This is a genomic window from Blautia faecicola (assembly GCF_004123145.1).
Lineage (GTDB): Bacteria > Bacillota > Clostridia > Lachnospirales > Lachnospiraceae > Oliverpabstia > Oliverpabstia faecicola.
Genome location: NZ_SDKC01000001.1, coordinates 905,597 through 928,659 on the forward strand (window position 1 = coordinate 905,597; position 23,063 = coordinate 928,659).

Below are 23,063 nucleotides of genomic sequence, written 5' to 3' on the forward strand. Positions count from 1 at the left end.
GGTGGAACTTATATTGTGAAACAGGCAAAGAATTATTTAAAAGGAAAAAAGAATTGAAATTAGAAAATATAACAGCAGGTAGAAATAATAATTTGAATCTGATCCGTTTTATTGCGGCAATCCTGGTCATCTATTCCCATTCATATCCGATTGGAACGGGAACAGATGCCGGGGAACCGCTGATGCGGGTGTCAGGTGGACAGATCGGTTTTGGAAGTCTTGCGGTCTGCGTTTTCTTTGTTTTTGGAGGATTCCTGATTTGTAAGAGTATGCTTCGCGTGAGAGACGGAAAAACATATTTTAAAGCAAGATGTATCCGGATCTTCCCGCCGTTGATCTTCGTGGCAGTGTGTTCGGCGTTTCTTTTGGGACCGTTTTATACGAACCTGCCGCTCGGTGAGTATTTTACGAGTGCAGGAACGTACCGGTATCTGTTGAACGGATGTATGGTGTTACAGCACAATCTGCCGGGGGTATTTGAAAATAATATCTATGCAGGTGTGGTCAACGGGGCACTGTGGACCTTACCGGTGGAGTTCTTATGTTACATTATGTGTTATGTGATGTACCGTCTGCGGCTTTTAGAGAGAAAAAATCTGAAGTATACGATCGTGATTTTTGCAGTGGGATGTGTGGGTGTGCAGATCCTTTCAGAACGGGGGATTCCGATGGTCGGCTCCATGATCCGTCCGACGGTGATGTTTTTCATTGGTATGCTGTATTATCTGTATCAGGATAAAATAAAAATGTCTTGGAAAGCAGCGCTTCTGGCAGCAGTGGGACTGGTGGTCAGCACCGGTGTGGGAGTTCTGGGATATATGATTTACGTGTTCCTGCCGTATCTGCTGTTTTATCTGGGATATGCGACAAAGAAAAAGTTTGCGGGATTCGGGAAAAAGAGAGAGATCTCCTATGGAATCTATCTGGCAGGATTTCCGATCCAGCAGATGATCTGTGCACAGTTCGGTGGACAGATGATGCCGTTAGTCAACGCGGTACTCGCCATTCCGCTGGCGATCCTTGCCGGATGGCTGATCTGGCTGTGTGTGGAAAATCCGTTGAAAAAATAAAAGAAGTGGAATACATATCAGAAAACGGTATGTATTCCACTTCTTTTTTTTCGTTTATTTTGGTATTAGCGTTTCCAGACACCGGAGTGGTCGAGATAACAGCCGTCCACCCAAGTATCCGAAGCCATGACGCCGGAGGTCGGATCCAGATAGTACCAGGAGCCGTTCAGGTTGAGCCATCCGGTCTGCATGACACCGTCACTGTTCAGGTAATACCAGTTATCTTTCAGATGCAGCCAGCCAACAGCCATGGACCCGTTCGAAGTCAGATAATACCAGGAACTGCCCTGCTGGAACCATCCGGTTACCATTGCGCCGTTACTGTTCAGGTAATACCAGGAACCGTTCTGGCCTATCCAGCCGGTCATCATCCATCCGTCGGCATCAAAGTAGTACCAGCGGCCGTTGATATATTCCCAGTCGGAAGTGGTGTAAGTGCCGTTTGCATGGCGATACCACCAGCGGGAGCCTTTCTGGATCCATTCCGGGGTGTTGGTAGTCTTTCCTTTGACCCAGGCTCCGGAACTGTCCACGTAGTCATAATCGATCCAGGTATCCGCCGCCATCGCACCGGAAGAATACATGTAGTAGCATTTGTCCCCGATCCAGTGCCAGCCAGGGCCGGTCATAGCACCATCGGAAGAAAAGTGATACCAGTTGTTCAGCATGTAGTACCAGCCGATGACCATGGAACCATCGGAAGAAAGGTAATACCAGTTATCTTTGTAGGAAAGCCATCCGGTCTTCATTTTTCCATAGCTGTCCAGATAATAGTAAGAGGAACCCAGACGAAGCCATCCGGTTACCATATATCCGTCGGAACCAAAATAGTACCAGGAATTATCGATCAGCGACCAGGTACTGGTCAGGTAAGAACCATCCGGGTTGGAATACCGGTAGCCCTTACTGTCGTGATGCCAGCGGTTATTGACTTTGGAGGTATCTTTTGCACCACTGGCGCCGTAATAGGTTCCGTTTACCCAGGTGGATACTGCCATGGAACCGTCGGAATTGAAAAAGTATTCCGAAGCATTGATGACTCTTGTACCGGTAGTCATGGCGCCGGAATCCGGATCCAGATAGTAATAGGTGCCGGAACGGTACAGCCATCCGGTCTGCATCGCGCCGGTGGAAGGATTCAGGAAATAATAGTGATTCTTATGAAACAGCCATCCGGTTTCTATGATTCCATCGCTTCCCAGGTAATACCATAAGCCCTTGCTTAAAACAAACTGATCTCTGAGCGGAAGGGAGGAATTGTTAAAATAGTAATAATTGCCTTCGGTATCCTGTTTCCAGCCGGATACTGCGGTCGGGAATCCGTTCTTATAATAGACGACAACCGGCGGTGCTTCGATGTCTCCGATCGCAACGCGTTCTTTATTTGCCGGAATGTTGTTGGAGAGAGAATCGTCCAGCTGGATCTGCAGCGCACCGATGCCGTCTTTGGCATACCAGGCAGTCGGGTACAGCGGAATGTTATTGGCTCCCATCTCGAGCAGGGTGTCCAACGTACTGGTTTCCGTGCGGAAGGTACGGGAGGTTACATAGGCAAACGTACCGGTCATGACCGCCATTTTCGGGCTGAGGGTGCGGATATAGGAACTGGTGTTGGAACCGTAGGAACCGTGATGTCCGAGTTTCAGAAGATCTACATGTCCAAGCTTCTGTGCAAGTGCAGTTTCCGCACCAATGTAATTGTTGATATCACCGGAGAGGAAAGCGGTTGCACCGGTCTGCATGGAAGTTACTTTTACGCCAAGACTGAAATAATTGGCATCCGGCAGAGCACCCCAGGTTTGATAGACACCGTAATTCATAATCTCAATCTGTAATCCGTCTTTGCCGCCGAGATAGAAGATCGGTGAGGCTGTATACCCCTGTTCATTTTCATGGACACCACTGCGGGCGGAAGCACTTTCCTGCCCCTCCTGCAGGTTGGCAGGATCGAGTGGATTGTCAGCTGCCACCTGATCGCTCTCTGGGATCGCATCGGTAGAAAGTCCGTCGGTGAGAGCGGAAGTGACCGCCGGTTCGGATTCGTCGATCACCGCATCCGGGAAATCGGAAGCGGAAAAGAGTGCAGTTGTCTGAGCATCCGCTGTGACTGCGGATGCTGTCTCATCGGTGTCCGTGCCCGCAGGCGTGCAGATAAAATCATAAGGAGAATCTGCGGATACAGTGAAAACCGCATTGTCTGCGGATGGTGTGATCTGATAACGGAGTTCATTCTTATCATCATCGTATTTTGGAACACCGGTAAAGGTGTAGGTCCATGTACCGTTTTCCGAAGAAAATTCAGGGGAGACGGAGAAAGTTTTTACATCTTCCGTATCGCTCTGACAGGTAAGCTCGACGGAAACTGCTTCCGGGGGAAGCGAAGCCAAAGCATCTGCATCTTCTTCGGAAGAATCCTGCCAGGTGATCGTTCCCTGAATGGTAACGGTCTGCGGATATACCGGGGCATCCGGATCAAAATACTGGATCAGAGGGGCACCGGTATCTTTTGCCGCAGAAACTACATGGTCGTATACATAAAGATTGTCAAACAGATGCGTGGGGTTACTGATCCATTCATCCGAATAAGGCTCAATATAGACACGCTTTGGTTTAAAGGTACGGATGATCTCATCCCCGGAACCGATATGATCGCTGTGCGGGTGGGTTGCAATATAGAACTCAAAATTGCTTTCGTTTACACCGCGGGAGCGCAGATAGGAAATTACCGTATTTTCCTGACCGGCAGAAGTAACGATGCCGGGACGGTAAGGATATCTGCTGTCGGAACCATCGGGATAATCGCTGTCTTCTCCGGAGTCCACCATACCGAACTTTCCGTTACATTCGAGCAAGATCGCATCGCCGTTGGCATCGAGGGTCAGAAAATGAATCGTGCCGGGATCTCCCGTGGATGCAGTGGAAAGCGTTTCGGCGGATACCGAAACAGCGGAGAAAAAGAAACACATGGAGCATATCAGAAGCAGCCATGCAAGGATCTGTTTTTTTGAAACTGTCATAGGACCTCCTTTGTGGATCGTTAATATATAATATAATTCAGTATGTCAGAACGGCGAAAAAAAATCAAGAAGTATCTTCACGGAATGTCCGCTTGATTATAAGAAACAGAGATGATATTATAAGGAAGATTCGAAAAAATGAAATCAACGAAATTATCAGATAAAAAGGAAGAACGAAATGAAAAAAACAAAATATAAGAACTGGTGTGTGTTGTTGTTGCTCATGATCGGGCTGGGCAGCATGATTCTGATGTTTTACTATTACAAGGTCAGGGAGGTTGCCAATCAGGAACGGTCGTATATCAATATTGCGGCATCGTCTGAACAGATCAGGGACAGTTCCTTTTTCTGGGGAGAGCATGAGATCGTGCAGCAGATCCGTCCGGAAGAAAATAAGATCACAAAGTTCTGTATCATGTTCCAGAGGAATATGGAAGTACCTGCCGAGGGCATCCTTCATGTGGAACTGTACGATGTGCAGAATGATACGGTGGTTCAGCAGTGGGATTTTCATGAAAGCAAGATCCAGGGAATCGATTATCAGATCTTTCCGCTGGCACAGCCGTTAAAGAATACGGCAGGAAGAATCTACCAGATCAGAGTGAGTGCCTCGGCGGACTGCCATGCATTTCCGGCTGTGACGAATTACAAATCCTACAGTTATAATGCGATGGTCGACGGAGAGCAGCTGTTTGGTACGATGGTGTTTAACGTGCAGTCAGATAATGCATTTTTAAAACCGATTTATGTGGCCTTTTCGGTGATCCTCCTTCTGGGCGTACTCTGTCTGGGGGCGGCCTATATTCTGGGGATCCGCAGACCGGAGGCGTATTTCCTGATTCTGGGAATCTTTATGGGAAGTATGTATATCGTCCTGTTTCCGCCGAATGTGGCACCGGATGAACATGCCCATATGGCTGCAACGTATGCGGATGTGAATAAGATCCTGATGCGGGATGTCACGGATGAGAAGGGAAAAGTGTATGTGCGTGCGACCGATGCGGATATCACGGAAAAGATGCAGCTGACGCTGGATAACATGGCGTATGATTACGGACAGCTTTTCAAAGTGACAGACACGACGATGGTTTCCTATAACCGGGCACCGATCGCGGTTCCGATGATCGCACATCTTCCGCAGACGGTCGGTGTGCTGATCGGCAATCTCTTCCATATGAATGGAATGTGGACCCTCTATATGGGAAAAATCACCGCGCTGCTGTTTTATTTGATCTGTATCTATTTTGCGATTAAGATCCTTCCTTGGGGAAAGATGATCATGGCGGTGATCGCGCTGTTTCCGATGAGTCTGGAACTTGCGGCATCGTATTCGTATGACTGTGAGGTCAATGCACTGAGTTTTCTGTTTATCGCCTATACGATGTATCTGATCTTTGAAAAAAATGTGGTAGGATGGAAGGAATGCCTGTTCCTGCTGGTGGTAGGAAGCTGGATGGCTCCATGTAAAGTTGCCTATATCTTTATCTGCGGATTTGCCTTCGCGATTCCGTACAGAAAGTTCAAAAACAAAAAGGCGGCACTGGTGTTTAAGGTCGCTTTTGTGTCGATCCTTCTGATCGCGACGGTCGGAATCCGAAGCACGATGATCCAGGGGCTGCTTGGTTCTTCCGACAGCAGCAGTACATCGGAGGTGGGATGGACCATCGGACAGATCCTGAGCGACCCGGTACACAGCCTCGGGGTGCTGTTCAACACCTATTTTGAGCAGATGGAATACTATGTGGGAACGATCGTAGGAAAATCTCTTGGATGGTTCCAGATCGAGATACCGTGGCACATTATCGTCGGTTTTATCCTGTGTCTTGCCTACGCTCTGTATGCGGATGCCGGAAAAGTCATGTACCTGAAAAAATGGCAGAAAGCACTCGCCATCGTATTATCCGTGATCATGACAGGCGGAATCGTGCTGAGCATGTGGCTGGACTTTACGCCGTCCTACTGGGGCAATGTGGCCGGTGTGCAGGGAAGATACTTTTTGCCGTTTTTACCAATGCTGTTGTTTACAATCAAGAGCAAACGGACAAAATATCATGAAAATATAGAAAATAAGATAGCAATCGGCATGTGTACGCTGCAGATTCTGACATTTTTTGAAGTCTGGCTGACCATTCTGGTGCAAAGTGAGTAAAGAGCTGGCAAATCAACGGTTAGAGTTGAAGAATAAGGACAGCAATGTTATAATATAAAGCTGGATAGAACGAGCTAAAATACGCTTCGCGAATTTTACTCGTTATCGCGGCAGTCGTCAAGGTCTCGTGCAAGCACGGACTTTGACTTGTTGCTCGCGTAAATCAAAACGGCAGTATCCATTTCGGATACTGCTCGTTTGTATTGCATAGCAATCATGACAGAAGATGACTGAGAAACAGAAAAAAGAGAGGAAAAAAAGATGGGAAAAATTACAGTAGAAACATGTGAAATTGAAGGACTGAAAGTGATTACACCTACCGTGTTCGGGGATGAACGTGGATATTTTATGGAAACTTATAACTACAACGATTACAAGGCAGCAGGCATTGACATGGAATTTGTGCAGGACAATCAGTCCAGCTCCAAAAAGGGAGTTTTAAGAGGTCTGCATTTCCAGATTAATTATCCGCAGGATAAACTGGTGCGCGTGGTAAGCGGAGAAGTGTTTGACGTTGCAGTAGATCTGCGTCCGGGTTCTGAGACATACGGAAAATGGTTTGGCGTTGTGCTGTCCGCAGAAAATAAAAAACAGTTCTTTATTCCGAAGAATTTTGCACACGGATTTATCGTACTGTCCGAGTCCGCAGAATTTGCATACAAATGTACGGATTTCTATCATCCAAACGATGAAGGCGGACTGAAATGGGATGATCCGGAGATCGGTGTGGAATGGCCGATGCCGGAAGGAATGACAAAAGAAGAACTGACCATCTCTGAGAAAGACCAGAAGTGGGGAAGTTTTGCGGAGTACAAAAATCGATAAGAGGGAAATGAAATGGGAAGAAAGAAAAAGATTCTGGCCGGTATCTGCGTTTTGTTTTTACTGGTTTTAAATGTGCTGATCGTAGGTCACAGAGGAAGCGTGGGAGGAAACTATGAACTTCATCTTACTGTGACCAGCGACAAGGAACAGGAGATTCAGGTTTATTACAGTGTAGCCAGAGAACTTTCAGAAAAGATGAGCCAGGTACAGTCGTATAACCAGGTGGGAGAAAGTCAGGAACTTGTTTTCTCAGTTCCATTTCAGTGTAATATGGTACGCCTGGATCTGGGCACACAGCCGGGAACATTTACGATCCAGGATGTGTACCTTGGATGCAAGGATGTAAAAGAACAGATTCCGGAGATGAATGATCCGAAACTGATCGAGGGACAGCAGATTGAGAGTATGGAGTCCAATAAAGGAACATTAAAAGTCTGGACCAATGGAAACGATCCGTATATCTGGCTGACGATTGACAAAGACCAGCTGTATCCGGTTCTGGAAAAAGATTATACCCAGAAACTGTGGATCAAGAATATCCTGATGCTTCTGCTGATCGACGGCGGAGCAGTGGTTGCGTTTGTTTTCCGGAAAAAAGTGCTGACACTTCCGATCGAGCTTTTGCAGAACCGGAAGCTGATCATGAATCTGGCAAAGAATGACTTCAAGACCAAATATGCAGGTTCCTATCTGGGAATCGTATGGGCATTTGTACAGCCGATCGTTACGATCCTGGTATACTGGTTCGTATTCTCCGTCGGACTGAAGGCGGGAAATATATCGGATTATCCGTTTGTTCTTTATCTGGTATCCGGTATCGTTCCGTGGTTCTTCTTCCAGGATGCGTTAAACGGCGGAACCAACGCCCTGATGGAATATAATTATCTCGTTAAAAAAGTAGTGTTTAAGATCAGTGTACTGCCAATCGTAAAGATGATCTCGGCACTGTTTGTACATGCATTTTTCGTTGTGTTTTCACTGGTTCTGTGCAGCCTGTACGGATACACACCGTCTCTGGCAACACTGCAGATTCTGTATTATTCGTTCTGTACGTTTATGCTTACGCTGGGACTGGTATATGCAACCAGTGCGATCGTTGTATTTTTCAGAGATCTGACACAGATCATCAGCATTTTCTTACAGGTAGGTGTCTGGCTGACACCGATCATGTGGGATGTCAACATGTTGTCCAACTATCCGTGGCTGATCAAACTGTTCAAATTAAATCCGATGTACTATATCGTCACCGGATACCGTGATTCCATGCTGGGTCACGTATGGTTCTGGAATCACTGGGGATGGACCGTATACTTCTGGATCGTAACAGTCGTATTGTTTGCGCTGGGTTCTTGGATCTTCAAGAGACTGAAACCACATTTTGCAGATGTACTTTAAGAGAAATCAAAGAGAGGATTACAGATGTCAGAGATTGCAATTTCAGTGAATAACATCAGTAAGATGTATAAACTGTATGAGAATCCGATGGATCGGTTGAAAGAATCCCTTGGATTGACAAGAAAGAAACGATATAAAGAACACTATGCCTTGAACAACGTAAGTTTTCAGGTGAAAAAAGGGGAAACCGTGGGAATTATCGGAACAAATGGTTCCGGTAAATCCACGATCTTAAAGATCATCACCGGTGTGCTGAATCCCACACAGGGAGAAGTGGTGGTGGATGGAAGAATCTCCGCACTGCTGGAGCTGGGAGCCGGATTTAACGGTGAGTATTCCGGTATCGAAAACGTATATCTGAATGGTCAGATGATCGGATTCAGCAAAGAAGAGATCGATGCGAAATTGCAGGATATCCTGGATTTTGCGGATATCGGAGAATTTATCCATCAGCCGGTAAAAACGTATTCGAGTGGTATGTTTGTCCGACTGGCTTTTGCCGTGGCGATCAATATCGAACCGGAAATCCTGATCGTAGATGAAGCGCTTTCCGTAGGAGATGTCTTTTTCCAGGCAAAATGTTACCGGAAGTTTGAAGAATTTAAAGAAATGGGAAAAACCATTCTGTTTGTAAGCCATGACCTGAGCAGTATCGGAAAATACTGTGACCGGGTTGTTCTGCTGAACAAAGGAGAAAAGCTGGCGGAAGGCGATGCGAAAGAAATGGTCAACCTGTATCGTCGCGTTCTGGTGAATCAGTATGACGAACCGGGCGAGAACAACGATACGAAGGAGACACAGGAGAAGGGAACAGCTGTACAGGAAGAGAAGAGTATGAAGGAACAGCTGAACCTGAATCCGAAGGTGCTGGAGTACGGAAGCAAGCTGGCAGAGATCCAGGATTTTGCCATCCGTGAGAAATCCGGAATGATCACCAATGTGATCGAAAAAGGGGAAGAATTTTCCGTGGATATGAAGATTCATTTTCATGAGACGATCCAAGAACCGATTTTTGCTTTTACGATCAAAGACCTGAAGGGAACGGAGATCACCGGAACCAATACGATGTATGAAAACACACCGGTGGGTACACAGAAAGCAGGGGAGACCAGACGGATTCGATTCACGCAGAAGATGCCGTTAGAGGCGGGAGAGTATATGCTGTGTCTGGGATGTACCGGCTATCGTGACGGTGATTTTACTGTGTTCCACCGGCTGTATGATGTGTGTAATCTGACGGTCATTACCGATAAAAAAGCGGTTGGATACTTTGATCTGTTCTCAAAGGTCACGTTAAAGTAACTGAGGAGGAAAAGAATGGCGATACTGAACTTGGAGTATTATACGCAAAAAGATCTGTATTCAGATGGTGATATTGAAGAACAGATGTTAAAGATGGCAAAAGAAGGAATAACCTGCGAGGATCTTTCTAGTGAGCAGGTTTCCTTTCCTGTGATCTATCATTTTTCAGATCTGCGTGCAAATATCCTGAACTGGTATCCGATCACAAAATCGGACAGTGTACTGGAAATCGGTGCGGGATGCGGTGCGATCACCGGTACGCTCTGTGAAAAGGCAGGTCAGGTCACATCTGTGGAACTCTCAAAAAGAAGAGCACAGATCAATTATTACCGCAACGAGAAGAAAGAAAATCTGACGATCATGGTGGGAAATCTCAATGACATGGATCTGGGACAGCAGTATGACTATGTGGTAGTCAACGGAGTGCTGGAATATGCCATGAGTTTTACAGAGGGTGACACGCCATATGAAACTTTTTTAAGAAAGATGGGTTCCTATCTGAAAGATACGGGAAAACTGCTGATCGCGATTGAGAACAAGCTGGGAATGAAGTATTTTGCCGGTGCGCCGGAAGATCATACGGACATTCCCTTCTTTGGCATCAACGGGTATCCGGGAAATCACAGTGTCAGAACATTTTCCAAAACAGAATTGCAGGAACTGGTGAAAGAAAGCGGATTTCCTTTTCAGAAATTCTATTACCCGTATCCGGATTATAAGTTTCCGACGGAGATCTTCACGGATGCGTCACTGACTACCAATCATTATGGAAAAAATTATCCGATCTATACGGACAAAACCGTGGATCTGTTTTCAGAGACTGCCGGTATCGAGGCGATGAAGAAAGAACAGATAGCAGACCGTTTTGTGAATTCGTTTCTTCTGGTTGCAGGAAAGCAGGAACTCAAAGAAAAAGAAGAACTTTTATATGTCAAACTGAATCAGGGACGCAGGAAAGAATTCCGGACACTGACACAGCTGGTACGAAGAGATGACGGCGTGTGGGCAGAGAAAAAACCACTGTGCCCGGAGGCGGAAAGCTTTGTAGCGGGACTGGAAAAAACAGGAGCGCAGAAACCGGGAAAAGGATTTCACAATCTTCCGTGCCGGTATGAAAACGGCGGAATCGTGTATCCGGTACTGAGCGGGAAGACACTCGAAGACCGGATCTGTGATCTGGTGGAAAAAGAACAGACCGGTGAGATTCTGAGAACCCTGAAACATGTATATGAGCAGGTGTTCGCACAGCGGAAAAGAGAACCGGAGTATCAGACGGAGGCTTTCAGAGAAGTATTCGGAGAACATCCGGGAAAGGACTATTATGAATGTGTAAGTCCGGCAAATGTTGATCTGATCTGTGCCAATATCTTTGAGTCCGGGGAGGACTACGAGATCATCGACTATGAATGGACCTTTGATTTCCCGATTCCGGCTGCTTTTATCATGTGGAGAATGATCCATGAACTGTATTGCCGGATTCCGAAACTGGGTGCGTTGTATACACAGGATGACATGAACCACGAATTTGGCATAGAGCCGTCGGACAGTGAGATCTTTCTGGCGTGGACGATGCATTTTACCTATGAATATGCAGGAAGCGATTCTCTGGATATTTACCGGAAAGACAGAATCCCTGTGGATCTGTCAGAGACTGTCCGGATATATCGGGAGAAAAAACAGTTCCCCAGCAAACTGTATTATGATACCGGTGCGGGGCTGTCGGAAGAGAACAGCATCGAGACGACGGTGGAGCTGAACCGGGGAAGATTTCAGGTTACGTTTGATCTGCACAATGTGGAAAATATCCGTGGAATCCGGTGGAATCTGTTAAGCGATACGTTTTGTGAGGTGAAAGTGGAAGTTCTCGACTGCGGATGCCACGGGGAGCTGATCCCGTTTGGCATGCGGATTGACAAAGCGGCGGATACGGTAGTATTTCTGAATCTGGCAGGCGGTTATTTTATCCATGTGACGGAACCTTCCGAACTGGAGAAGATTACGATTTCCGGTCAGATCCGTTTTCTGTCACAGAAAGAGATCGCAGAAGAGATCCAGCTGGAGCAGGAACGAAGAGAGGCAGTGCGCCGGGAAGAGGAACGAAAACTGCAGCAGCGGATGCAGAAGGAAGAACGGCTGGCAGCCAAAAAGGCGGAGGAAGCGAGAAGGCAGGAAGAACTTCGGGCAGTTCTGGAATTCCAGCAGCAGCCGAAGCAGAGAGCAAAACGGCTGGTGAAGAAGATGCTTGGACGCCCGGTTGCCCCGCTGGTTACAGAGGATCAGCCGGCAGAACAACCGGCATCAAGCTGTGTGGGAAGCATCGACAGCTTCAGCTATGAAAACAGTGTGCTGCAGATCATCGGCTGGGCGTTTGACCGTGCGTATGCGATGGAAAACACCCATCTTGCCTTTTTACAGAATGGGGAAATCGTGGCGGAAGAACCGCTGACCGTAGTGTACCGGAGCGATGTGGCAGCTGTTTTACAGATTCCGGAGGCAGAATCCTGCGGATTTTCCTGTGTGCTGGTGGTGCAGTCACCGGTGGAGACGGAAGTGGCAGTTGCTTACGATACCGTAGACGGAGAAAAGACATATCCGTTATGTAAGATCCCGGCAGATCCGACCTACAATGAGATTCAGGTGTATACCCTGGAGGGACAGGAGAGCATCGGAAACATTCGGTATTTTAAGGAACGGTATCTGGAAGAAACACCGGTATTTGATGCGAAGATCCCTTCGGATGAAGTGATCGATATTATTATTCCGATTTATAACGGCTTACAGTATTTTGACAAGCTGTTTGCGGGGATTGAAAAGACAAAGATGAAGTACCGTCTGATCCTGGTGGACGATCAGAGTCCGGATCCGGCAGTACGGGAATATCTGGATCGATACGTGGCGGAACATGAGGGAACGGTTCTGCTTCGAAATGAGAAAAATATGGGATTCCTCCCGTCCGTAAACCGTGCCCTTGCAATTGCAGAGCATCATGTAGCACTGGTCAATACCGATGTGGAAGTGCCGGAGGGATGGCTGGAGCGACTGATGTGGCCGATCTTTACCAAAGAAAAAGTGGCATCCTCCACACCGTTTACAACCTGCGGAACGATCTGCAGTTTTCCGAATTTCTGTGAGGATAATGTCATTTTTGAAGGTATGCCATTATGGCAGATCGACGATGCTTTCCGCCAGATCCGTCCGCAGTATGCGACCATGCCGACCGGTATCGGTTTCTGCATGGGTATGAATCTGGAAGCGATCAGGGAAGTAGGTCTTCTGGATGAGGAGAACTTTGACAAGGGATACGGAGAAGAAAATGACTGGTGCCAGCGTGCGATCCAGGCAGGTTATACCAATGTACAGGTGGAGAATCTGTTTGTCTATCACAAACATGGCGGAAGCTTTTCTTCCGAAGAAAAATTACGGCTGTTAAAGAGTCATCTGGAGAGATTGGCGAAGAAACATCCGAATTATAACAGCGATACGGCAGCTTTCTGCCGGAGAGATCCGGCAAGAACGATCCGGCTGTATGTGGAAACACAGCTGTTAAATCAGCTGCTGGATGTACCGGTGATCGTTGCCTTTGATCATAACCTCGGCGGCGGCGCCACGGAATATCTGATCGAGAAGCGCAAACTCGCGCTGAAAGAAGAAAAACGTTTCCTGACTGTCCGGTTTGACATCGATAATATGCGTTATTATCTGGAATATGAATACAAAAAATATAAAATCCAGTATTTTGCCAAAGATCTGGATATGATCCTGGATGAGATCCCGAGAGTGGATGAGATCTGGATCAATGAGCTGGTAACCTACCAGGAGATCTATCAGGTACTGGATCAGATCCTTGCACTGAAAGAAAAACATCAGGCACATCTGAAGATGCTGCTTCACGACTTTTTCTTCATGTGTCCGGCAGTAAATCTGATGAATGATCAGGGAAAATACTGTCAGGGCGCGGATGCACAGACCTGTAACCAGTGTATCCCGGCAAACCGAAGCAATGCATGCCTGGACTATGAGTCCGGAACCGCATGGAGAACACACTGGAGAGAGTTTTTATCCCGGTGTGACGAGATCCTGGCATTCTCCGATGATACGGCACAGTTATTTAAAAAGACTTATCCGTATCTGTGTCAGTTACATGTACTGCCGCACAAACCGCATTATGTGACGGCGCTGGATAAAAAGGCGAAGACGACAAAGACACTGAACATTGGTCTGCTCGGTGTGCTGTGTTATAAAAAAGGTCTGGATGTTGTCAAGGAGATGGTCAAAGAGATCGAGGCACAGAATCTGAATATCCGGATGAAGCTGATCGGTGTATCGGATGAAGAGATCGACAGTCCGGTATTCTCCTGTACGGGAAGATACACCAGAGATGAACTTCCGAGATTGACGATGGAAGAAGATATTGATCTGTTCTTTATCCCGTCCATCTGGCCGGAGACCTTCTCGTATACAACTTCCGAGATCATGTCCATGCATATGCCGGTTGCCGTATTCCCGATCGGTGCGCCGGTGGAACGTGTAAAATATTACGAAAAAGGTCTGGTTCTGAAAGAGACGGATGCAAAATCGGCTCTGAAAGAATTGCAGGAGTTTGCAGAACATACACTGCACTGTCAGGAGATGCCGGTGCGCGAAAAGAAGATCCTGTTTGTGGGCGAGGAAATCTCGTTTGCTTCCCGTTACCGGGTGGAACACTTCCGGGAACAGCTGCACTATCAGGGCTATGGATCTGATTTTTATCAGGCAGATGAGGTCGCAGACCTTGACTGGAGCGAGTACCGTGCGGTCGTATGTTACCGCTGCAGCCGGGAAGATGTGGTACGCGCGGTAGTGGAACAGGCGAAAAAAGTTGGATTAAAAGTATATTATGACATTGACGATCTGATCTTTGATTACGAAAAAATCTCTTATCTGCATTTCCTGACCGGAAGTGAGTATAAAGATTTCAAAAAGACAACAGAGCAGATCCATTCCTGTATGGAACTGTGTGACGGCTACTTTACCTCCACCCATACACTGGCGGGAGAGATCCGGAGCGAATTTTCGGGAAAACCGGTGGTGATCAACCGAAATTGTGCAAGCATGGAGATGCAGATCCTGTCCCATGATGCAGTGGAGCAGGTGGAAAAAGACACCGAACATATTTCCATCGGTTACTTCAGTGGATCGAAGACCCACGATCAGGATTTTGAGGTGGCGGAAGAGGCACTTCTGGAAGTGATGAAAGAACATCCGGAAGTACGCCTGAAGCTGGTCGGTGTGCTTTCAGACAGAAAAATGGAAAAATTCGGAAATAAAGTGGAAAAACTTCCGTTTATGGACTGGAAACAGTTACCGGCTGTCATGGCAGGTATCGATATCAACCTGATGCCTCTGGAGGACAGTATCTTCCATTGCAGCAAATCCGAGAATAAATGGATGGAAGCCGCACTGGTGAAAGTGCCGTCTGTGATGAGCAGAAACCGGGAGATGGAAGGCGTGATCGAAAACGGTGTGGATGGCTGGCTTTGTAGCGACAAAGAAGAGTGGAAAAAAGCACTCACCACATTGATCGAAGTGAAAACAGCCAGAGTGCAGATGGGCGAAAAGGCTCATGAAAAAGCGATGCGTCAGTATGTAACTCAGAATACAGGAAAAGATGCAAGAGAGGAATTACTATGCAGCGAGAAGTATTCGTAGTAGAAAAGGAAAGATTTGACCTTGCAGATGATAGAATCTATCATCTGCAGGGTACCTGGCCAAAGGAACATACCGCAGCAGCGGAGCTGGACGGGAAACCGCTGGAGGTAAATCTGAAGCAGCAGGAGCGCATCAGTGCCCTGGAGCGTTTTCAGGATCTGGATCTGGTGGATGCAGTCCGCATCCAGATGGAAATTCGGTTTCCGGAAAAGCTGGAACAGTATAAGAAGCTGGTGGTTTATGCGGTACAGGGTGGAAAAAAAGATGTCTGGTTTTCGATTCCGGTAAAACAGCTGATCCGAAGACAGGGCATGCCGCAGTATTTTATTGAGAGTTCTGAAGTTGACCGGAAACTCGGTATCTGCCGGGTGCGTGGATGGGCAGCTTATACGGAACCGTTGAAAGTATACCTGGAGAATTCCCGTGGAAACAGAATTCCATGTGAGATCCAGTATCTGAAACGTGTCGATGTGCAGAATCAGTATCCGGAGGCAGAGGTAGAAGAAAAATGCGGGTTCTTTTTTGAACTGCATTACCAGCAGCTGAAAGAATTTTATATTGTTTTTGAGGCGGGTTCGGTACAGGTGAGAAGACAGATCCATCTGCAGCCGGTACAGCTTGCCGCGGAAAAGATGAATGAATACTGCAAAAAGGGCAGCCGCTATCTGAAACTGCACGGACCGGTGGCACTTGCGGAAAAAGTGGTCGGAAAAGTGAAAAATAAAAACAAAGCCGCTGTGATCTATCAGAAATGGCTTCCGAAACATCTGCCGAGCAAAGCAGAACTCGAACGCCAGCGGCAGGAACGTTTTTCCTGGGAACCGACCTTCAGTGTGGTTGTACCGCTCTATAAAACACCGGAAAAATATCTCCGTGCACTGGTGGAATCCCTGCAGGCGCAGACCTACGGCAAATGGGAACTCTGCCTGTCTGACGGAAGCGGTGCAGATTCTCCGATCCGGGAACTGTTAAAACAGTTACAGAAGGAAGAGGGCAGAATCAGAGTCATCGATCATCAGGAACAGTTACAGATCTCAGAAAATACGAATGCTGCGATCGAGGCGGCAACGGGTGAGTTTGTGGTATTTGCCGATCACGACGACGAACTGACGGCACATGCGCTGTATGAGTGTGTGAAAGCACTGAATGAGAAACCGGAGACAGAGGTGCTGTATTCGGATGAAGATAAGATGACGATGGACGGACACAAGTTCTTCCAGCCGCATTTCAAACCGGATTATAACGTAGATCTGCTGTGTACGGTCAATTATATCTGCCATCTGTTTGTGGCAAAGAAAACACTGATCGACGAGGTTGGAATGTTACGCAGAGAATTCGACGGAGCGCAGGATTATGACTTTATCTTCCGCTGTGTGGAACATGCGGGAGCGGAAAAGATCCATCATGTTCCGAAGATCCTGTATCACTGGCGCTGCCATGAAGATTCCACATCAGAGAATCCGGAGAGCAAGCTGTATGCGTTTGATGCGGGACAGCGGGCGGTGCAGGCGCACTACGACCGGATTGGTGTGAAAGTGGAAGTGAGCAAGGGAGAGTTCCTGGGACTCTACCGGACAAAATTCCTGCGGGATTATGATCCGCTGATTTCCATCATTATCCCGAACAAAGATCATATCGATGATCTGAAACGGTGTATCGATTCGATCGAGGAGAAGTCCACGTATAAAAACTACGAGTATATTATCGTAGAGAACAACAGTGAAGAGAAAGAAACCTTTGCGTATTACCAGCAGCTTGAGGCAGTCAATTCGAAAGTACATGTGGTGTATTATAAAGGGCACTTTAACTACTCTGCGATCAACAATTTCGGTGTGCAGTATGCAAAAGGAGAGTATTTCCTGCTGTTAAATAACGATACGGAAATTATCAATGAGGACTGTCTGGAGGAGCTGCTTGGCTACTGTACCAGAGAAGATGTGGGTGCTGTGGGTGCGCGGCTGTATTATGAAGATGATACGATCCAGCACGCCGGTGTGGTCATCGGTTTCGGTGGAATCGCCGGACACTGTTTCGTACAGCAGAAGCGTGGATTTACCGGATACTGTCACCGGATCATCTGTGCACAGGATTACAGTGCGGTAACGGCGGCGTGTATGATGGTAAAACGGAAAGCGTTTGAGGAAGTCGGTGGTTTGAGCGAAGAACTGCAGGTGGCATTTAACGATATTGATTTCTGTATGAAACTTCGACAGGCAGGATATCTGATCGTGTATAATCCATATGCGGAACTGTACCATTACGAATCCAAATCCAGAGGACTTGAAGATACACCGGAAAAAGTGGCAAGATTCAATCAGGAGATCGCCACTTTCGAGAAACGCTGGCCGGAGATTTTAAAGAACGGCGATCCGTTCTACAATCCGAACCTGACCCTGGACAGCCAGGATTTCTCACTGAAACGGTTATAAGGAGCAAAAGAAAAGCGGGTGCATGGTGGAAATGTACCTGCTTTTTTGAAAAAACAAAATAGGTGGAAAAATGAATATAAAAAATTTATGGGACAAATACAGAGACATTCTTCCCTATGGTGTCTTCGGTGTCCTAACAACGATTGTCAATATTGGAACCTACTGGTTCTTTGCCCATCCGGTGGGAGGTTCGGTGATGGTCAGTACGGTTCTGGCATGGATCGCATCGGTACTGTTTGCCTATCTGACCAACCGGAAATGGGTTTTTCACAGTGAGGCGCGGACAGGAAAAGAAGTGGGGAAAGAGATCGTTTCTTTCTTCTCCTGCCGGCTGGCTACCGGGGTACTGGACTGGGTGTGCATGTTTGTCTTTGTGGATCTGTGTGGATGGAATGATGTGCTGATCAAGTGTGTGGCAAATGTGCTTGTGATCGTGCTGAATTATGTGACAAGTAAACTGGTTATTTTCAGGCATAAAGGGTGAATGAATGAAAAAAGCAGGAAATGTAGGAAAAAAAGAATATGCGGTATGGATCTTTGTGTTTGCGGTTTTTGTGTTTTACCTTGCCTGGGCGCTGGCGGCACCGTTTGATGCATCACCGGATGAGAGTATGCGTTACCAGATCGTGGAGTTTATTGCAAAGCACGGAAGTCTGCCGGACGGCAGAGATCCGGAAATCCGCAATGCCAACTGGGGCATCTCCTATGCGTTTAACCCGATCCTTCCGTACATGGCGGGGGCAGTCCTGGTAAAAATCGTACAGCTGTTTACAGCAAGTTTCCGGGCAACTGTGATCGCTGCGCGTATGGTGAATGTTCTTTTGGGAGGCGGAATGGCATGGTTTACCTGGAAAATCGGGGAACTGATGTTTCGGCGGAAAGAAGCGGGAAGATTTTTTGCGGTTCTGGTATGTTTTCTTCCGGGCACGTGCTTTCTGTTCTCGTATATCAATACGGACGGGCTGGCACTGTTTACCACAGCTTGGATCCTGTACGGCTGGTGCAGGGCGTGTAAGGAAGGATGGAGTCTTTCGGTCTGTATCCAAATGGGAATTGCGATGGGACTGTGCATGCTGTCGTATTACAATGCCTATGGATATCTGCTGATGAGTGCGGTATTTTTTGTCGGCTGTATGATGAAATGCCAGGAACAGAAATGGGACTGGAAACAGATGATGAAGAAAGGCTGTCTGATGCTGGGAATCGTCTTTCTGGTGGCAGGATGGTGGTTTATTCGCAGCGGGATCCTGTATGACGGAGATTTTCTGGGAATGAAAACTTCCTCGATCTATGCGGAAAAATACGCGATCGATGAGTTAAAACCTTCGAACCGGGTGCTTCCGGTCAATATGGACATGAGTGTTCTGGATATGATGCTCTGGGTGCCGGGAAGCTGGCAGCACAACTGGCTGGTTACGGTACTGGTAAGTTTTGTCGGAACGTTCGGGCATCTGGATATCTTCATGCCGTATCTGTGGAGTAAACTGTATCTGCTTGTGTTTACTGTGGGAATCCTCGGAAACCTCTGGAAACTGCGCTGGGACTTTGATGTGGCAACCGAATTTATCAGAAAAGCGAAAAAAGCCGATGGGGATGGAGTGACGGTCACAGAGGTTTGGAGAAAAAATAAAAAATGGAATGTGCGAAACTGGATGCATATCTGTATGGCGGTCGCGATGGTGATACCTGCCGGTCTGCTGGTATATTATGCGTATGCCAGTGATTTTCAGGCACAGGGGCGGTATATGATGCCGATGGTATTTCCGTTTTTGTATTTTGTGACACTTGGCTATGAGAACTGGCTGGAGAAGCTGACAGGAAAAGAAAAGATCAAAATGTGGATCAGTAGAGGCGGACAGGCGATAGCCGTGCTCTCCGCATTGTTGACATACTTTCTGGTATATCGGGCTGCTTACTGATGTACGCTCGAAGTAACTACTGAAAAACGGAGGTTACAGAACATTATTTTTGGTTCTGTAACCTCCGTTTTTTGCTATTGGTTGAAGCAAAAATCAGTCCTGGGACTGACTGCACCGAAACAGTGAAAATTCATCATTCTGCCAGATACAGGTAAAGCTTTCCGGCAGTGTGTTCTCCGGAAGTGTTCGGGTATATAAGACAAGATAGTCAATACCGGACGATTGCATCTGCTGTTCAATCTGTGCTGCATCCCAGTGACAGTCCTCGTACAGTGGCGTATAGAGCTGTGTCTGCAGGCTGCTGTACTCCGCGGCTTTTTTGTTTACTTCAAACGTACCGCTGGAATAGCGGTTGATGAATGTGGCGATATCGCCGCAGTATTCCCGGATTCCATAGGAAATTTCTTCCGGAAGAAATAATGTTTTGGAAGAATCTGTGCCGACATCCGCATGGATGGCATCGGCAATCTGTACGCTCCGGGAATCCAGCTTGTATGGATTTTCACGAAGCTCCCAGGTTCCGTTTTCAAAAACAGAACTGCCACAGGAGAAAATAAGCGTGGCGGCAACCGATACGGCAAGGACCCGTTCCCGGTTACTGACACATTTTTCTGCCAGGAGGATCATCGCGATCACCATAGTCAGGGGAATGTGAAGTAACCAGAAGATTCTCCAGTATACCGCTGTTCCGGTGACCAGCTGCGCAACGGGAGTGATGGCAGCGGGATTGGCAAAGGTAAGAAACAGGATCAGTGTCGGATAGACAATGACCTGTCGGATCCGTTTCATGGAAAAAAGCAGGACAATGAGCAGAGCGGCTATAAAGCCGATCAGAAAGATCCCCCGGCTGTTCAGAAAACGTGTAAACAGCTGATCAAAATAAGAGAGGGTATCCACGCCCTCGGTCACCTGCTCCTGTACCGAAACGGTATCCGCACTTCCGGTGTAGATCAGCACCAGTTTCGTCAGTACCCATGGGAGAACGCCCAGAATGGGCAGGCAAAGCATGGCGGAAGAACGAAACTTCCGTTCCGAAATACTTTTTCCCGCCCAGAGGCAGAAATACAGGATCGGGTAGAGATATACGGCAACTGTCGTTGTGCCAAAACCGGCTAAGAGAATCAGCCAGAGGAACACAACCTCACGAAATGATATCTTTTCGGAAAGTTCCAGGAACGCCAGAATCATAATCGGAAGGAAGATGGCTACGAAAAATGATTTTCCCTGCCAGATCCGCTGTAACAGGAACGATCCGCTTCCATAGATCGTAGATCCGCCATACAGGTTGATGATGCTGTAAAGAAGGCAGAACTCCAGGTGGAGCGAACGGCTGACTTTTCTGGCAATTGCGCGGATGACCGCATAGTGGCATACGATGGCAAAGACCGGCCAGACCGTATGAGCCAGAAAGGCGATATTTACACCGAAAACGTTGTGGATCAGTGCATAAAGGATCTCAAAACTCACCAGTGCGTACTGATTGGAAGCAGAAAAACCGGCAAGACCGGAAGATGGTTCCACGGTTCCGACGGAGCCGGTGAAAGCAAAGGTATTTGCCTGTGCCAGATAATAGCTGTCATCAATATCCGTATGCTGGAACAAAACAACGTAACTGATCTGCCAGACAATCATTACAAGGAAGAGCAGAAACAGTAGAAGATGATACCGGTCAGCTGCGAAGGTCCGTAACTGTCCGGTAATCCGTTTTTTGTTTTTTCTGAGATACTTCAGAGTGACCGGAACAGCAAAACAAAAGCAGATGCCGTAGAAAACGGTCAGTGCAAGGAGCAGATACCGGATATTCCATCCCAACAGCATAAACGGGGTGGCAAACAGATAAAAGGACGCAAAGAAAACAATGAGTCCAGTGACGAACAGGTGACGATCCGAGGGCTTCCCGGAAAGGTTTCGAAACGTAATTCCCAGTACAAGGCAGATGCACCATAGCAGCAGGGGAATGGCAACAATAGCGATCATAAGCCCTCCCCGGACCCGGAAAGATCCGTATCCGCCGGATATACCGGCATCTGGTTGCGATAAAGAACTTCATTTCCATCGTCATCCGGTATGATCATGGTGGTAAAAAATTCCTCTGTCACCTGATCCAGTTCTTTCCTGGACGGACAGGAGATATAGTACAGCGCCACATAAGGATTCGGTCCGTGGGCGATGACAGATTCTCCTTCATGATAAAAAATCCATGGCTTTTTCACTGCCGGATGAGATGCCAGTTTCTGCGGAACGGAAAGATCACGAATCGGTAACAGACGCCCCTGAAAATACAGGACTGCGCCGTGGCAGACCGGCTTTCGTGGATCGTGCTGAGCCAGCATCTGTTCCAGCGCAGGAACATCATACAGATAATTTAACAGCAGATCTTCGATGGAGAATCCGTATACCATATCGGTGAGTTCATGTTCGTATCCGAAGAAACGGGCGGCAATCTCACAGACCTGGATACCGCTTTCTGGTTTCCAGAAAAACTGCATGGATAAAGCGCCTTCTTTCTGACCGGTTCGGTCGGCGTAGCGCTGTAAAAGATCGGCTGCCGGAGAAACCACCTGCTCGTAGAGGCAGGATGGATAGACATTTCTGGTGCTGATCGGGATCTCACCCGGTCCGATGTCGGTTTTTTCGCGGTCTGCGATGCTGATCACATGGACGTTTCCTTTATGTACCCAGGTCATCATATTGAATTCGTACCCGTCGTTGTACTCTTCCACAAGAATCTCCGGAAGATCGGTAAAGGAAGCGGTTTCTGTGATCGCCTGTTTCAGTTCTTCGAGATTGTGTACCACATAGATGCCGCGGGATCCGTATTTATCCAGTGGTTTTGTCACCAGCGGAAAATGCAGGTGAGAGATCAGCTCCGGAGCAAATCCAGTGGTTGGGATCTTCGCAAAACCGGGAGAGGGAAGACCGAGTTCTTCGAGCAGTCCCCGGGTGGCGGATTTGTCGCGATACCAGGGAAGCTGTTCCGGGTTCAGATAGCAGGGAAGACCGGCTTTCGCGGAAATCTTCACCATACATTCCAGCAGAAGATCGGAAAACGAGGTGAGGATGCCATCCACCTGTTTTTCTTTGCAGAGAGCGGCGATCCGGTCCGTATCGGTGACCGGGATCACATAAGATTCGTCGGCAAAGGCACGTGCCGGACCGTCCGGGTAGCCGTCGCAGACGATGGTATAGATACCCCGGGCTCTGGCTTTCTGCACCAGCTGTTCAAATTCCCCGAGGGTTCCAAGAATCAGTAAGCGTTTGTTCATAAT

The 23,063-nt window shown here is 47.5% G+C and carries 12 protein-coding genes; 9 read left to right on the forward strand and 3 right to left on the reverse strand.

Translation table 11 applies throughout. The features are described 5' to 3' along the window. Nucleotides 1-53 precede the first annotated feature (53 nt). A complete protein-coding gene (locus ETP43_RS04265; protein ID WP_129257140.1) occupies nt 54-1,070 on the forward strand; it encodes an acyltransferase family protein in 1,017 nt (338 codons plus the stop codon). A 65-nt stretch (nt 1,071-1,135) separates the two neighbouring features. On the opposite strand, the gene ETP43_RS04270 is transcribed toward ETP43_RS04265, so the two are convergent. Further along, complete coding sequence (locus tag ETP43_RS04270) at nt 1,136-4,087, reverse strand: Cna B-type domain-containing protein (protein ID WP_129257141.1); 2,952 nt, start codon at nt 4,085-4,087, stop codon at nt 1,136-1,138. A gap of 178 nt (nt 4,088-4,265) precedes the next feature. On the opposite strand from ETP43_RS04270, the gene ETP43_RS04275 reads away from it, so the two are divergent. From ETP43_RS04275 to ETP43_RS04310, 8 genes are all read left to right on the forward strand, one after another. Further along, complete coding sequence (locus tag ETP43_RS04275) at nt 4,266-6,236, forward strand: DUF2142 domain-containing protein (RefSeq protein WP_129257142.1); 1,971 nt, start codon at nt 4,266-4,268, stop codon at nt 6,234-6,236. A gap of 261 nt (nt 6,237-6,497) precedes the next feature. Then, a complete protein-coding gene (gene rfbC / locus ETP43_RS04280) occupies nt 6,498-7,061 on the forward strand; it encodes a dTDP-4-dehydrorhamnose 3,5-epimerase (RefSeq protein WP_129257143.1) in 564 nt (187 codons plus the stop codon). A gap of 12 nt (nt 7,062-7,073) precedes the next feature. Next, entirely contained in the window at nt 7,074-8,456 is a 1,383-nt protein-coding gene (locus ETP43_RS18885; protein ID WP_243114185.1) for an ABC transporter permease, read from the forward strand. 24 nt (nt 8,457-8,480) lie between these two features. Further along, nucleotides 8,481-9,758, forward strand: a complete 1,278-nt coding sequence (locus ETP43_RS04290) for an ABC transporter ATP-binding protein (RefSeq protein ID WP_129257144.1) — start codon at nt 8,481-8,483, stop codon at nt 9,756-9,758. 15 nt (nt 9,759-9,773) lie between these two features. Continuing rightward, nucleotides 9,774-15,446 carry a glycosyltransferase gene (locus ETP43_RS04295; RefSeq protein ID WP_129257145.1) on the forward strand — a complete coding sequence of 1,891 codons (5,673 nt, stop codon included), beginning with the start codon at nt 9,774-9,776 and terminating at the stop codon, nt 15,444-15,446. After that, a complete protein-coding gene (locus ETP43_RS04300) occupies nt 15,425-17,875 on the forward strand; it encodes a glycosyltransferase family 2 protein (protein ID WP_129257146.1) in 2,451 nt (816 codons plus the stop codon). Before ETP43_RS04295 ends, ETP43_RS04300 begins: the two co-directional genes overlap by 22 nt. A 70-nt stretch (nt 17,876-17,945) precedes the next feature. Further along, on the forward strand, nt 17,946-18,359 hold the full coding sequence (locus tag ETP43_RS04305; protein ID WP_129257147.1) for a GtrA family protein: 414 nt from the start codon (nt 17,946-17,948) through the stop codon (nt 18,357-18,359). Between the two features lie 4 nt (nt 18,360-18,363). Then, nucleotides 18,364-19,794, forward strand: a complete 1,431-nt coding sequence (locus ETP43_RS04310; protein WP_129257148.1) for an ArnT family glycosyltransferase — start codon at nt 18,364-18,366, stop codon at nt 19,792-19,794. 93 nt (nt 19,795-19,887) lie between these two features. Here ETP43_RS04310 and ETP43_RS04315 read toward each other — a convergent pair whose 3' ends face one another. Further along, nucleotides 19,888-21,771 (reverse strand): DUF6077 domain-containing protein, encoded by a 1,884-nt coding sequence (locus ETP43_RS04315; protein WP_129257149.1) that lies wholly within the window; start codon nt 21,769-21,771, stop codon nt 19,888-19,890. Beyond that, nucleotides 21,768-23,060: an ATP-grasp domain-containing protein gene (locus tag ETP43_RS04320; RefSeq protein WP_022400298.1), complete on the reverse strand. Its 1,293-nt coding sequence runs from the start codon at nt 23,058-23,060 to the stop codon at nt 21,768-21,770. The genes ETP43_RS04315 and ETP43_RS04320 overlap by 4 nt, the downstream gene beginning before the upstream one ends. Between the last annotated feature and the right edge of the window lie 3 nt (nt 23,061-23,063).

Bases quoted from the DNA above. Each gene is read 5' to 3' on its own strand.
- ETP43_RS04270 (WP_129257141.1), bottom strand. From the start codon at position 4,087: ATGACAGTTTCAAAAAAACAGATCCTTGCATGGCTGCTTCTGATATGC.
- ETP43_RS04275 (WP_129257142.1), top strand. From the start codon at position 4,266: ATGAAAAAAACAAAATATAAGAACTGGTGTGTGTTGTTGTTGCTCATG.
- rfbC (WP_129257143.1), top strand. From the start codon at position 6,498: ATGGGAAAAATTACAGTAGAAACATGTGAAATTGAAGGACTGAAAGTG.
- ETP43_RS18885 (WP_243114185.1), top strand. From the start codon at position 7,074: ATGGGAAGAAAGAAAAAGATTCTGGCCGGTATCTGCGTTTTGTTTTTA.
- ETP43_RS04290 (WP_129257144.1), top strand. From the start codon at position 8,481: ATGTCAGAGATTGCAATTTCAGTGAATAACATCAGTAAGATGTATAAA.
- ETP43_RS04295 (WP_129257145.1), top strand. From the start codon at position 9,774: ATGGCGATACTGAACTTGGAGTATTATACGCAAAAAGATCTGTATTCA.
- ETP43_RS04300 (WP_129257146.1), top strand. From the start codon at position 15,425: ATGCAGCGAGAAGTATTCGTAGTAGAAAAGGAAAGATTTGACCTTGCA.
- ETP43_RS04305 (WP_129257147.1), top strand. From the start codon at position 17,946: ATGAATATAAAAAATTTATGGGACAAATACAGAGACATTCTTCCCTAT.
- ETP43_RS04310 (WP_129257148.1), top strand. From the start codon at position 18,364: ATGAAAAAAGCAGGAAATGTAGGAAAAAAAGAATATGCGGTATGGATC.
- ETP43_RS04315 (WP_129257149.1), bottom strand. From the start codon at position 21,771: ATGATCGCTATTGTTGCCATTCCCCTGCTGCTATGGTGCATCTGCCTT.
- ETP43_RS04320 (WP_022400298.1), bottom strand. From the start codon at position 23,060: ATGAACAAACGCTTACTGATTCTTGGAACCCTCGGGGAATTTGAACAG.